Origin of the sequence: Agrobacterium sp. SOY23 (assembly GCF_027212525.1) — a bacterium.
Classification (GTDB): Bacteria; Pseudomonadota; Alphaproteobacteria; order Rhizobiales; family Rhizobiaceae; genus Agrobacterium; species Agrobacterium tumefaciens_I.
Map to the genome: position 1 here is coordinate 1 of NZ_JAPWDT010000003.1, position 12957 is coordinate 12957.

General features: G+C 60.6%; 14 protein-coding genes. 8 read left to right on the forward strand and 6 right to left on the reverse strand.

The features are described from left to right. Positions 1–219: 219 nt before the first annotated feature. From O3S81_RS08905 to O3S81_RS08920, 4 genes are read right to left on the reverse strand one after another with little or no spacing between them, the layout of a single operon-like run. Positions 220–993 (reverse strand): rhomboid family intramembrane serine protease, encoded by a 774-nt coding sequence (locus O3S81_RS08905; RefSeq protein ID WP_269342457.1) that lies wholly within the window; start codon positions 991–993, stop codon positions 220–222. 32 nt (positions 994–1025) lie between these two features. Then, positions 1026–1604, reverse strand: coding sequence for a cob(I)yrinic acid a,c-diamide adenosyltransferase (locus O3S81_RS08910; protein WP_269342459.1), 579 nt, complete (start codon positions 1602–1604; stop codon positions 1026–1028). Between the two features lies 1 nt (position 1605). Then, a complete protein-coding gene (locus O3S81_RS08915; RefSeq protein ID WP_003497428.1) occupies positions 1606–1803 on the reverse strand; it encodes a twin transmembrane helix small protein in 198 nt (65 codons plus the stop codon). 17 nt (positions 1804–1820) lie between these two features. Next, positions 1821–2654, reverse strand: coding sequence for an SDR family oxidoreductase (locus O3S81_RS08920; RefSeq protein WP_269342468.1), 834 nt, complete (start codon positions 2652–2654; stop codon positions 1821–1823). A 180-nt stretch (positions 2655–2834) separates the two neighbouring features. Here O3S81_RS08920 and O3S81_RS08925 point away from each other — a divergent pair, with 180 nt between their 5' ends. Then, positions 2835–3752 (forward strand): YihY/virulence factor BrkB family protein, encoded by a 918-nt coding sequence (locus O3S81_RS08925; protein ID WP_269342469.1) that lies wholly within the window; start codon positions 2835–2837, stop codon positions 3750–3752. Here O3S81_RS08925 and gluQRS read toward each other — a convergent pair. After that, positions 3720–4619 carry a tRNA glutamyl-Q(34) synthetase GluQRS gene (gluQRS, locus tag O3S81_RS08930; RefSeq protein WP_269342471.1) on the reverse strand — a complete coding sequence of 300 codons (900 nt, stop codon included), beginning with the start codon at positions 4617–4619 and terminating at the stop codon, positions 3720–3722. The genes O3S81_RS08925 and gluQRS overlap by 33 nt on opposite strands. Before the next feature lie 39 nt (positions 4620–4658). Here gluQRS and O3S81_RS08935 point away from each other — a divergent pair, with 39 nt between their 5' ends. Then, the gene (locus O3S81_RS08935) at positions 4659–5315 is read left to right on the forward strand and encodes a DNA-3-methyladenine glycosylase family protein (RefSeq protein WP_269342473.1); all 657 of its coding nucleotides are present in this window, start codon (positions 4659–4661) and stop codon (positions 5313–5315) included. A 16-nt stretch (positions 5316–5331) separates the two neighbouring features. Here the strand turns inward: O3S81_RS08935 and O3S81_RS08940 are convergent, their stop codons facing one another. Continuing rightward, a complete protein-coding gene (locus O3S81_RS08940) occupies positions 5332–6750 on the reverse strand; it encodes a helix-turn-helix domain-containing protein (protein ID WP_269342475.1) in 1419 nt (472 codons plus the stop codon). 118 nt (positions 6751–6868) lie between these two features. Between O3S81_RS08940 and O3S81_RS08945 the strand changes: the two genes are divergently transcribed. From O3S81_RS08945 to O3S81_RS08970, 6 genes are all read left to right on the forward strand, one after another. Further along, on the forward strand, positions 6869–8401 hold the full coding sequence (locus tag O3S81_RS08945; protein ID WP_269342477.1) for an acyl-CoA carboxylase subunit beta: 1533 nt from the start codon (positions 6869–6871) through the stop codon (positions 8399–8401). 102 nt (positions 8402–8503) lie between these two features. Beyond that, positions 8504–9400 (forward strand): glutathione-dependent disulfide-bond oxidoreductase, encoded by an 897-nt coding sequence (yghU, locus tag O3S81_RS08950; protein WP_269342479.1) that lies wholly within the window; start codon positions 8504–8506, stop codon positions 9398–9400. Between the two features lie 104 nt (positions 9401–9504). Continuing rightward, positions 9505–9882, forward strand: coding sequence for a hypothetical protein (locus O3S81_RS08955; RefSeq protein ID WP_269342481.1), 378 nt, complete (start codon positions 9505–9507; stop codon positions 9880–9882). A 35-nt stretch (positions 9883–9917) separates the two neighbouring features. After that, positions 9918–10478, forward strand: a complete 561-nt coding sequence (locus tag O3S81_RS08960; protein ID WP_269342483.1) for an RNA 2'-phosphotransferase — start codon at positions 9918–9920, stop codon at positions 10476–10478. A gap of 35 nt (positions 10479–10513) precedes the next feature. Beyond that, positions 10514–10915 carry a hypothetical protein gene (locus O3S81_RS08965; protein WP_269342484.1) on the forward strand — a complete coding sequence of 134 codons (402 nt, stop codon included), beginning with the start codon at positions 10514–10516 and terminating at the stop codon, positions 10913–10915. Between the two features lie 4 nt (positions 10916–10919). Beyond that, on the forward strand, positions 10920–12923 hold the full coding sequence (locus tag O3S81_RS08970; protein ID WP_269342485.1) for an acetyl-CoA carboxylase biotin carboxylase subunit: 2004 nt from the start codon (positions 10920–10922) through the stop codon (positions 12921–12923). Positions 12924–12957: the final 34 nt, after the last annotated feature.

A 12957-nucleotide genomic window follows, 5' to 3' on the forward strand; every position in this document is an offset into this window, starting at 1 on the left:
ATCGACGACTCGTTTAACGGGAACAAGGATTTTCATCGGCGGCTTTCCTCAAACTCCTGTCCGCGGGGCGGGTAGACCGCGCGGACCTCCAAAAACAGGTTGGCGACATGGATAAGCATTTTTCCCGCAAATACAACGGAGCAATCTTCATTATCACATGCACGTAAGGCATATCTTACGTTGACGTTAACGTAAATACTCTATCTCTGACGACGGGTCTCATCTACCCCCGTCATAGCCCCGTTCGATTTGCGACAACCCTGCCGTTTGCGACGTATTCTTGAACTGCGCCGCCCTCGGCGCAACAATGCTGCGGTCAAACAGGGGAACCCCCGGCCTGCGCATGAAAATCACCATGATGGCGCCCGCCAGAATGCCGCCCACATGCGCCCCCCAGGAAACGTTTTCCTCCAGCCCCAGCGCCAGCATCAGGAACTGCTGGCCGATCCACAGCGCCAGCGGAATGAAGGCAGGCAGGGGCAGCGGGATGCGCATGAAGACCAGCACCCAGACACGCACCCTGGGATGCAGCAGGAAATAGGCCGCAACCACACCGGAAACCGCCCCCGATGCACCGATCAGCGGCCCTTCGGAGGTGGGGGCGACCAAACCGTGGAACAATGCGCCGACAATCGCGCAGGCGAGGTAGAAGATCAGGAACCGGAAATGGCCGAGCGCATCCTCGACATTGTCGCCGAAGACCCAGAGAAACAGCATGTTGCCGGCCAGATGCCAGAAATCGAGATGCAGGAACGCATAGGTGACGACGGTCAGATCATCCGGCACCACCTGCAGGGCGGGTTCCAGATAGGCGTAATCGAATACGACGGCGGGAATGAAACCGAGGCCGAGCGCTGCGGCATTGGCCTCCACATCGCTGGCCAGCACGCCGGTAAACAGCCAGACCAGCACATTGACCACGATCAGGCCGATGGTGACATATTGCAGCCGGATATGTTTGAGGGAATTCGCGTCGTGCAGCGGTATGAACATCGAATACCCTTCGTTTGCGCCATGGATGCGCTTTAGCGGTTCTTGCCGGGAACCCACAATATGTCGGCCCTGCCGGCCTCATTGGCGAAGCGGGCGGCGACGAACAGGAAATCGGACAGGCGATTGGCATATTTCAGGGCCGCCGGGCTGACGATCTCGTTGTCAGTGACGGAAAGTTCCACCATCAACCTCTCCGCCCGCCGGCAGACGGTGCGCGCCATGTGCAGATTGGCCGCTGCCGCGCTGCCACCCGGCAGCACGAAGGAGGTGAGCGGTTCGAGGGCGGCATTGAGGTCGTCGATTTCGTTTTCCAGCCGCGTGACCTGGCTTTCGACAATGCGCAGCGGCTCATAGGAAAGCGGCTTGCCATCATCAGGCGTGGCGAGATCGGCACCGAGATCGAAAAGATCGTTCTGGATGCGGAACAGCATGGCATCCAGCGTTTCCAGCCCGCCGGTATGAAGCCGTGCGACACCGATGGCCGAATTGGTCTCGTCCACCGTGCCATAAGCCTCGACGCGAAGATCGTGCTTCAGCCGGCGCGGGCCGGAAACCAGCGCCGTCGTGCCCTTGTCGCCGGTGCGGGTGTAGATCTTGTTCAGCTTCACCATGTCAGCGGCCGCCGCCGGTGAGCCAGAGCGTGAGCATGATCAGCACGATGGCGATGGCCTGCAGGAGAAGGCGAAGCTGCATCAGCTTGTTGGAACGGTTGGCGTCCTGTCCCTTCAGCATGTTGAAGAGGCCACGTATCAGCACGATGACGACAAGGCCCATGACGATAAGGGCCAGAACGGTGGTGAAGCCGGACATTTAGGGGGTACTCCTCCTCAATCGAATCTGCGCAGCAGACGATAGAACAGTCCGGCAGGCAAGAGCCGTTTCAGGATAAGCCCCTGTTTGGCTGGAACGGTGACGGGATAATGCGGCTTTGGCCTTGCGGCGGTCAGGGCATGTTTCAGCACGGCATAAACGGCGTCCGGGCCGAGCTTGTGGCGGTTGACGGGGCCGGAACCATCCATGCGCGCCAGCTGGCGTTTGTATTCCGCCGCATGGGCCGAGTTTTCCAGATCGATATGCCTGTTGATGTAAGTGAGTGCCGTCGCGGTGAATTTCGAGGTGATCGGCCCCGGCTCGATCAGGCTCACATGGATGCCGCTGCCCTGAAGCTCCATGCGCAACGTCACGCCCAGCCCCTCGATCGCGAATTTCGATGCGGTGTAAGCGCCACGATAACGATAGGGAACGAGGCCGAGAATGGAGGAGCAATGCACGATGCGGCCCGCGCCCCGGGCACGCATGAAGGGAATGACCCGCCGCGTGAGATCGTGCCAGCCAAAGACATTGGTTTCGAACTGCGCCCTCAGCGCCTCCACCGGCAGATCTTCCACAGCACCCGGCTGGCCATAGGCGCCGTTGTTGAAGAGCGCGTCAATGCGGCCTCCGGTTCTGGTCGTCACCGTCTCCATCACCGCGGCGATGGTCTCCGGTTTGGTGTAATCCATGATCAGGGTTTCTATGCCCTGATTTTCCAGCGCAGCCATGTCGGTGATGCGGCGCACGGTGGCAAAGACCCGCCAGCCGTCCCGGTGCAGCGCGCCGGCGCAATAGGCGCCGATGCCCGAGGAGCATCCGGTAATGATGATGACGGGTTTTTCAGACATCTGCCGCTCCGGGAAACCGAATATCGCTCTGGCCCGATGGTCCGGCCCCTGAAAATCGCAATGCGCGAAATCCGTGTCCGGACGGGAACCGAAAGGCGGGCTTGCGCGCTGTACAAAACGAAGCTGATTTCCCATATTCGGGGCGAAGTTACAAATGAAATGCCGATGAATGGAGGTGACATGGTTGCCGCAGTGCGCCTGGCAGGCAAGGTTGCCTTCGATGCCTATTCCCATTTCGCCGAGGATGACGGCTGGGCGATGGCGAGCCATATGGCGCTTTCCATCCTGCTGGCGCTGTTTCCCTTCCTGATCTTCGGCACGGCGCTCGCCGGTTTTCTCGGCGCAGACCAGTTTTCCGAAACGACGGTGCATCTGATTTTCGATACCTGGCCGGAGGCGATTGCCGGGCCATTGGCGGCGCAGGTGCAGCAGGTGCTGACCATTCCGCGCGGCGGGCTGCTGACGATTTCGGTGCTGGCCGCCGCTTACTTCGCCTCCAACGGTGTCGAAGCGCTCAGGATTTCACTGAACCGCGCCTACCGCGTCACCGAGACGCGCTGGTGGTATGTCACCCGCCTGCTCAGCCTGCTTTATGTGCTGATCGCCGTCGTGGTCCTTGCCGGCATCAGCATCGTACTCGTTGCCGTGCCCGTCGCCATGTCCTTTGCCGAGCGACGGTTCCCGTGGCTGACGGATGTGCTGAACACTGTCTCCAGCCTCGGCCTTTACGGCGCGATCGTGGTGCTGACGGCGGGACTGGTGGCAGCGCATCTTTGGTTGCCCGCCGGCAAGCGCCGCATCTGGGATGTCTGGCCCGGCATTCTTCTGACGATGATCTTCTGGGTGATCGGCGCGGCGATTTTCGCCTATTATCTTTCCACCTTCGCCAATTATGCCGCCACCTATGCCGGCCTTGCCTCTGTCATGGTGGTTCTGGTCTTCCTTTATATGGTTGGCGTCATCTTCATGCTCGGTGCCGAGGTGAACGCCGCGCTGATGAAATACAAGGTCCGGCAGATCATCCGCCGCAATATCGGCGGCAGCGGCGCGCGGCGGGAACGGGCGCTAGAGGAGGCCGACAAGCCGACGGATATCTGAGGGCGCAGCACCTTCTGCATGGAGGGCGGAGAGGCCGGTGCTGCCTTCGCTTTTCGAAAGCTTGCGCCCGTCCGCACCGAGGATCAGCCGATGGTGGTGATAGACGGGCTGCGGCAGGTCCAGCAGGTGTTGCAGCAGCCGGTGGATGGCGGTTGCATGGAAGAGATCCAGGCCGCGCACCACATGGGTTATGCCCTGCAGCGCATCATCCACCACGACAGAAAGATGATAGCTCGAAGGCGCATCGGAACGCGACAGCACCACATCGCCCCAGAGTGCGGGAAGGGCCTCGATCCGTCCCCTCTCGCCATCGCCGCCCTCCTGCCAGAACAGGGGAACGCCGACGGCGCGGATCGCCTTTTCCATGTCGAGCCGCCAGGCATGCTGCCGGCCGGAGGCGAGAAGGGCGGCCCGTTCTGCCTCAGGTCTCTGCCGGTCGACAGCCGGATAAAGCGGCGCGCCGTCCGGATCGCGAGGCCACACGCCTCCGCCCGCCTCAAAAATACGAACGATGGCCTTGGTTTCTCCACGGCTGAGAAAAGCCGGATAGGCGAGGCCCGCGTCGATCAGCCTGTCCAGCGCCACCCGGTACTCATCGAAATGCTCCGATTGCCGCCTGACCGGTCTTTCCCAGTCGAGACCCAGCCAGCCGAGATCATCATAAATCGCCTGCTCCAGCGCCGGTGTGCAGCGCGTCTGGTCGATGTCCTCGATGCGCAGCAGAAAGTGGCCGCCATTGTCCCGCGCCATATCGTGGTTCAGGAAGGCGGAAAGCGCGTGGCCGAGATGCAGCGGGCCGTTGGGGCTTGGCGCAAAACGGTAAACCGGCTTTTGACGGAGAGACGAAGGCATGGTTTCTTCTGCCATGTTTTAAAGCGCCCCACCAGCGGGCTTGCGGCATATGGAATGACGGATATGAAAATCATTACCGGGATGGATGACATCAGCGAAGGGCTGGAACATCTCGCCCGCCTCGACCCGGCTCTCAGCCTCACCATCGAAAAAGCCGGTCCGCTGGAGTTACGCATTCACGAGCCCGGCTTTGCCGGCCTTGCCCATATCGTTGTCGCGCAGATGGTGTCCCGCGCCAGCGCCAATGCCATATGGGCGCGTATCCTTGCCGGCACGGGCGGCGTGGTCACGGCGGAAAATTATCTCGGCGCTCCGGAAGAATTGCGCGCCACCTTCGGGCTTTCGCGTGCCAAGGCGACGACGCTGGAAGGGCTGGCGCGCGCCGTCACGGAAGGGCAGATCGATCTTGACGGCGTGGTGCGCAAGGAGGCGGACGCCGCCCTTTCCGAGCTGGTTGCGCTTCGCGGTATCGGCCCGTGGACGGCGGAGGTCTATCTGATGTTTTGTGGCGGGCACCCGGATATTTTTCCGGTGGGCGATGTGGCGCTGAGATCAGCGGTGGCGCATGCGCTTGATCTGGAGGTCAGGCCGGATGCGAAATGGCTGGCGGAGCGGGCGACACTCTGGTCGCCGTGGCGCTCCGTCGCCGCCCGGCTTTTCTGGGGTTATTATGCCAACATCATGCGGCGTGCCATGGTGCCCCTGCCTTGAAGCGGGCTGCGCGGGGCTAAAAATCGGCGATCCTGTAGGGCAATGCGCCGCGCGAAAGATGATCGAAATGCAGCTTGCGTTTCAGCGGCGGCACGGCGCGCTGCACGCAATCCACCCTCTCGCAGACCCGACAGGAAATGCCGATCGGTTTGAAGGAGGCCGCATTGCCGAGATCGAGCGTATCGGCATAAACGAAATTCTGCGCATGGGAAATTTCGCAGCCGAGCGCGATGGCGTAACGCGGTCTCTCCATATTGAAACCGCCACCGGCCTTTTCGATCTGGGTGGCGATGGAAAGATAGCGCACGCCATCCGGCGTTTCCGCCAGCTGCCGCACGATCCTGTCGGAGCTTTCGAAAGCCTGATGGATATTCCACAGCGGACAGGCCGCGCCGAAACGGGCAAATTGCAGCCGCGTGGCGCTGTGGCGTTTGGTGATGTTGCCGGCGCGGTCGATCTTGGCGAAAAAGATCGGCACCCCCTTCATGCCCGGCCGCTGCAAGGTGCTCAGCCGGTGCGCCACCTGCTCGAGGCTCGCGCCAAAACGCACGGCCAGAAGTTCGAGATCGTGGCGCAGTTCCTGTGCCGCCCGGTGAAAACGACCATAGGGCAGGATGAGGGCTGCGGCGAAATAATTATGCAGCCCGATGCGACAGATTTCCGCCGCTTCCACATGGCGGAAACCGGCGCCGGAAAGCACTTTGTCCACCGTCGCGCCGGCGTGAAGCTGGGCGATCTGCAACGCAAGCTGAAAACAGCGGGTCGAAGCCGCCATGTAGGAGCTGAGGGCGAGCGTTTTTCCGGCAGGGTCGAAATGCCGGATCAGTCCACCCGCCGCCTCGCTTCGGGTGATATGGATGCCGTAACGGCTCCTGAGATGCGTCGCGAGAATGCCGTAGGTCTCACCGCCTTCTATCTCCAGTTCTTCCGCCAGTTCCTCGGCCAGAAGATCGATCTCGGCGACGTAGTTATCGACGAAGTGGAAGAAGTCGCGCACCTCCTCATAGGGGGTTCTTTCCACCTGCGCGGTTCCGCGCCCCAGCCGGTCATCCAGCTGCACCAGCTGCTCGCTGTTCTGGCGATAGGCCTGATGGGCGCGCAGCAACGCATGGGCAAAACCCGGCGCATTCTGGGCGATCAGCTTCAGTTCCTGAAGCCCCGGCTCGTAATTCATGAAGAGCGGGTCTTTCAGCGCCTCGCGTACGGCGGAAACCAGCCGGTCGCTTTCGCCTGTCGCCAGTTCCGCCATATCGAGCTGGAATTTTTCCACCAGCGTCACGAGAACGCTGGCCGAAACCGGGCGCTGATTGTTTTCGATCTGGTTCAAATAACTTGCGGAGATGCCCAGCCGTTCGGCAAATTGCGCCTGCGTGGCGCGGGCATTTTCGCGGAGGCCACGCACCTTGCGGCCGATGAAGAGTTTTTCCGTCGCCATGTTGCAACTTTGCAAAATTAAACATTGCAAATATTTATGGCACGCATACGCGCACGATCAAGGCTTCTAGGCGAATGTTTTCTAAGCTATTGATTTTGAGGAAACGCATGGAGGAAACATGCTTGGCATTCTGGAGCAATTGGAAGCGCGGCGGGAAGAGGCGCGGCTCGGCGGCGGCGTCAAGCGCATCGAGGCGCAGCATGCCAAGGGCAAGCTGACGGCGCGCGAGCGCATCGACGTGCTCCTGGATGAAGGTTCCTTCGAAGAATACGACATGTATGTCACCCACCGGGCGGTGGATTTCGGCATGGCGGAGCAGAAGGTGGCGGGTGACGGTGTCGTCACCGGCTGGGGCACCATCAACGGCCGGCAGGTCTACGTGTTTTCCCAGGATTTCACCGTGCTTGGCGGTTCGCTGTCGGAAACCCATGCCCAGAAGATCTGCAAGATCATGGATATGGCGGTCAGGAACGGCGCGCCGGTAATTGGCCTCAATGACAGCGGCGGCGCGCGCATTCAGGAAGGCGTGGCTTCGCTCGGCGGTTATGCCGATGTGTTCAAGCGCAATGTCGTCGCTTCCGGCGTCGTGCCGCAAATCTCGGTTATCATGGGCCCTTGTGCGGGCGGTGCGGTCTATTCGCCGGCCATGACCGACTTCATCTTCATGGTGCGCGATACCTCCTACATGTTCGTGACCGGGCCGGATGTGGTGAAGACCGTCACCAACGAAATCGTCACGGCGGAAGAGCTGGGCGGGGCCTCCACCCATACGAAAAAGTCCTCCGTCGCCGATGGCGCTTATGAAAACGACATCGAGACGCTGGAGCATGTGCGGCTGCTGTTCGATTTCCTGCCGCTCAACAACCGCGAAAAGCCGCCGGTGCGGCCGTTCCACGACGATCCGGCGCGGCTGGAAGCGCGGCTCGATACGCTGATCCCTGATAGTTCCAACAAGCCATACGACATGAAGGAACTGATCCACGCGCTGGCCGATGAGGGTGATTTCTTCGAGCTGCAGGAGGCCTTTGCCCGCAACATCATCACCGGCTTCATCCGTCTCGAAGGCCAGACGGTGGGGGTTGTCGCCAACCAGCCTATGGTGCTGGCCGGCTGCCTCGATATCGACGCCTCGCGCAAGGCCGCCCGTTTCGTTCGCTTCTGCGATGCCTTCAACATTCCGCTGCTAACGCTGGTGGATGTGCCGGGTTTCCTGCCCGGAACGGCGCAGGAATATGGCGGCGTCATCAAGCACGGCGCGAAACTTCTCTTCGCCTATTCGGAAGCGACGGTGCCGATGGTGACGCTGATTACCCGCAAGGCCTATGGCGGTGCTTATGACGTGATGGCCTCCAAGCACATAGGTGCGGATGTGAATTACGCCTGGCCGACGGCGGAAATCGCCGTCATGGGCGCCAAGGGGGCGGCGGAAATCCTCTATCGTTCAGAGCTTGCCGATCCCGAGAAGATCGCTGCGCGCACGAAGGAATATGAGGAACGTTTTGCCAATCCCTTCGTGGCGGCGGAGCGCGGTTTCATCGATGAGGTCATCATGCCGCATTCCTCGCGCCGCCGCATCGCCCGTGCGTTTGCCTCACTGCGCAACAAGAGCGTCGAAACCCGCTGGAAGAAACACGATACTATTCCGCTCTGACCCGCTGCGGGGCTGGAAAAATGCTTCGGCCACCTTACTATATGGATGTTCAGGCGCCCGGATGTCCGGATGTCCTCCCGAAACGAACAAGGACAATTTTTGATGGCCGAAAATTCCTCCGCAGATAATTTCCCCGCCGGATATGAAGTGCCCAGGGTCTGGACCTGGGACAAGGGCAATGGCGGCCAGTTCGCCAATATCAACCGCCCGATCGCCGGTCCCACCCATGAAAAGGAACTGCCCGTCGGCAAGCACCCGCTGCAGCTTTATTCGCTGGCGACACCGAACGGCCAGAAGGTCACCATCATGCTGGAAGAATTGCTGGCCGCCGGCCACAAGGGCGCAGACTATGATGCCTGGCTGATCAAGATCGGCGAAGGCGACCAGTTCGGTTCCGGTTTTGTCGGCGTCAATCCGAATTCCAAGATTCCGGCGCTGATGGATCATTCGACGCCTGAGCCGACGCGGGTTTTCGAGAGCGGCTCGATCCTCGTTTATCTAGCGGAAAAATTCGGCGCTTTCCTGCCGAAAGAGGGCAATGCCCGCACGCAGGCGCTGAACTGGCTGTTCTGGCAGATGGGTTCCGCGCCCTTCCTCGGCGGCGGTTTTGGCCATTTTTATGCCTATGCACCGATCAAGATCAAATATGCGATCGACCGCTACGCCATGGAAGTCAAACGCCAGCTGGACGTGCTGGATCGACATCTGGCCGATAACCGTTATCTGGCAGGTTCGGAATATACGATCGCCGATATGGCCGTCTGGCCGTGGTATGGCAAGATCGCGCTCGGCCAGGCCTATGGTGATGCCGGTGCTTTCCTTGAAGCCGACGGTTACAAGAACGTCATGCGTTGGACGCTGGAAATCGGCGAACGCCCGGCGGTCAAGCGCGGCGTTATCGTCAATAAGACCTCGGGCGATCCGTCCGAACAATTGCATGAACGCCACGATGCCTCCGACTTCGACACGAAGACGCAGGATAAGATCGGCAAGGCATAAGAAAAGGATTAGAGCGCCAAAAGCGCTCTAACTATTTGAATTGAGGCATTTCCGGACGTAAAAGCAGGGCTGCTTTTACTGGAAATGTTCTGGAAGGACAAAAGATGGCGAACCTGCCCGAAATGACCAAACACAAGGGATTTCCCTCCGGCATGCCGAGCACGGGCGTCCAGTTCACCATCCGTCGCGCCAACCCCAAAGGGGTAACGCCCATCAAGATGATACCCCGCCGGGCGCGCGACGATTCCAAGGAGCATCGTATCGATGCCGCCTTCCTGCACTCGCTCTGGCACCATTTCGGTCCGGAACCGTTCGAGCGTGGCAATCTCGATGCTGCCCGCCTCAACCTGCTGTTTGGCCGCGAGGTCGTGGCGGCGGAAAAGAACTTCGATCCGCTTTCCTATCAGGCGATGCTGGTCATCGACGAGCGTGTCGCCCGGCAGAATTTCCCGGAATCCTTCGAGAATTTCTTCGAGATTTGAGTGTGCTGTCATCTGCCAACGGGGAATGAAATTCGATGTCGACAGCGACCAGCAAATTCCTGAGTTATGTTCTGCGCCATGCACCCGAGAGTATCGGCCTGACCCTGGATGCTCAGGGTTGGGCGGATGTCGCAGATCTGTTGGCAAAAGCGAATGCGAGCGGCACGTCGCTCGATGAGGCAGGCCTCTTTGCCGTCGTTGCAGAAAGCGACAAGAAACGCTTCACGCTGTCGGATGATGGCCGCCGCATCCGGGCGGCTCAGGGACACTCCGTGAAGGTCGATCTTGGCCAGCCGCCAGTCGAGCCGCCGCTGCAATTGTTTCACGGTACGGCGACCCGTTTCCTCGAACCCATCCTGCGGGAAGGCTTGCGCCCGGGGGAAAGGCAACAGGTTCATCTTTCCGCTGACCGGGCGACCGCGACTGCCGTCGGACAACGGCATGGAAAGCCTGTGGTCCTGATTGTCGATGCCCGTCTGATGTTTACGGACGGTTACAGTTTCTACAGAGCCGATAATGGCGTTTGGCTGACCGACGCGGTGCCTTTTTCCTATCTGACCCTGTTCGAGGACCCCTCCGCGGAAAGCGGCGGATGACGGGCTGAGGGTTGAGAATGGAGGAGGGAGGCGAAATGGATGCCGGTATATTTCAGATCGACATGGATTGGCTGCATCGCTGGTTGAACTCGCGGCGTAGTGGCGGTGCCCGTAAATCGCCCGGCAACCGCAGCCTCAAACCCAGGATGACGCCGGAAGCCGCGCGGCACGATCACCGCCAGATGCTGCGCTTCATGGCGGTCAATGCGGCCGTCGGCGTCTTGATTGGCATCTGCGTTGGTGCGGGACTGATCCTTCTTGATATCGGCGGCATCGGCGCGCGTATCGGCCGTGCTGCAAATCCCGTCGTGCCGGTGCTGCTGGTGGTCATGCCCATCGCATCCCTGTTCGGCGCGGCCGCCACCGCCTCGGCGATCCTGATGATGCCCTATGAAAAGAAATTCCGCGACGACGATGACGATGCGAGGGGAGAATAACCGCATGATCAAGAAAATCCTCATCGCCAATCGTGGCGAGATCGCCTGCCGGGTCATCAAGACCGCGAAGAAGATGGGCATTGCCACCGTCGCGGTCTATTCGGATGCGGATGCCAATGCGCTGCATGTGAAAATGGCGGATGAGGCCGTCCATATCGGTCCGGCGCCTTCGTCGCAGTCCTATATCGTCATCGATAAAATCCTCGATGCGATCAGGAAGACCGGGGCGGATGCGGTGCATCCCGGTTATGGTTTCCTCTCTGAAAATGCCGCCTTCGCCGAGGCGCTGGAAAAAGCGGGCGTCGTCTTCATCGGCCCGCCTGTTGGTGCCATTCAGGCCATGGGTGACAAGATCACCTCGAAGAAACTGGCGGCCAAAGCGGGTGTTTCCACCGTGCCCGGCCATATGGGGCTGATCGAGGATGCGGATGAGGCGGTGAAGATCGCGTCGCAGATCGGTTATCCCGTCATGATCAAGGCGTCTGCCGGTGGCGGCGGCAAGGGAATGCGCATCGCCTTCAACGATGCCGAGGCGCGGGAAGGCTTCCAGTCGTCGAAAAATGAGGCGAAATCCTCCTTTGGTGATGACCGCATCTTCATCGAGAAATTCGTCACGCAGCCGCGCCATATCGAAATTCAGGTGCTGGGTGACAAGCACGGCACGATTCTTTATCTCGGCGAGCGTGAATGCTCGATCCAGCGCCGCAACCAGAAAGTCATCGAGGAAGCGCCATCGCCCTTTCTGGACGAGGCGACGCGGCATGCCATGGGCGAGCAGGCTGTGGCGCTCGCAAGGGCAGTCGGCTATCATTCGGCCGGCACCGTGGAATTCATCGTCGATGGCGACCGCAACTTCTATTTCCTTGAAATGAACACCCGTCTGCAGGTGGAGCACCCGGTGACGGAACTCGTCACCGGTATCGATCTGGTCGAGCAGATGATCCGCGTTGCCGCCGGTGAGAAACTTTCCTTCGGACAGGCGGATGTGAAGTTGAACGGCTGGGCGATCGAAAGCCGGCTTTATGCTGAAGACCCCTATCGCAACTTCCTGCCCTCCATCGGCCGGCTCACGCGCTATCGCCCGCCATCAGAAGGCGCACAGGAAGGTGGCACCGTCATCCGCAACGATACCGGCGTGTTCGAAGGCGGTGAAATCTCGATGTATTACGATCCGATGATCGCCAAGCTGTGCAGCTGGGGCAAGGATCGCGAAACCGCCATCAATGCCATGGGACAGGCGTTGGACCGTTTCGAGGTGGAGGGCATCGGCCACAATCTGCCGTTCCTGTCGGCCGTCATGCAGCATGAGCGTTTTCGCTCTGGCAGGCTGACGACGGGCTTTATCGCGGAAGAGTTTCCGGAAGGGTTTTCCGGGGTCGAGCCGGATGAGGCCGCCGCACGCAGGCTTTCCGCCATCGCCGCCATCGTCAATCAGCGCTTGCAGAACCGCGCCGTCGAAATTTCCGGCACCATCGGCAATCACCGCCGCATCGTCGGTCAAGACTGGGTGGTTTCGTTTGGCGCAGTCCGCCACGGGGTCAGTGTTGAAACCGGTGCGGATGGCACGGCGGTCCGTTTTGAGGACGGGACGGCCTTGACCGTCGATACCGGTTGGCGTCCGGGCCAGAGCCTTGGCCTGTTCACGGTGGCGGGTGAGGTCATTGCCGCCAAGGTCGATCTTGCCGGGTCGGCGGTTCGCCTGCGCTGGTGCGGCATGGATATTCTTGCCCGCGTGCGCAGCCCGCGCGTTGCGGAGCTGGCGCTGCTGATGCCGGAAAAATTGCCGCCGGATATGTCGAAACTGCTGCTCTGCCCCATGCCGGGCGTCATTACCGGCATCTCGGTGGGTGAGGGTGACGAGGTGGAGGCAGGTCAGGCACTGGCGACGGTGGAGGCCATGAAGATGGAAAACATCCTGCGCGCGGAAAAACGCGGCCGCGTCGCCAGAGTGGCGGCAAAACCGGGCGACAGCCTCGCGGTGGACGAAGTCATCCTCGAATTCGAGTGACGCCGCTGCCGTTTCTTCGGAACGCATGTGGGCC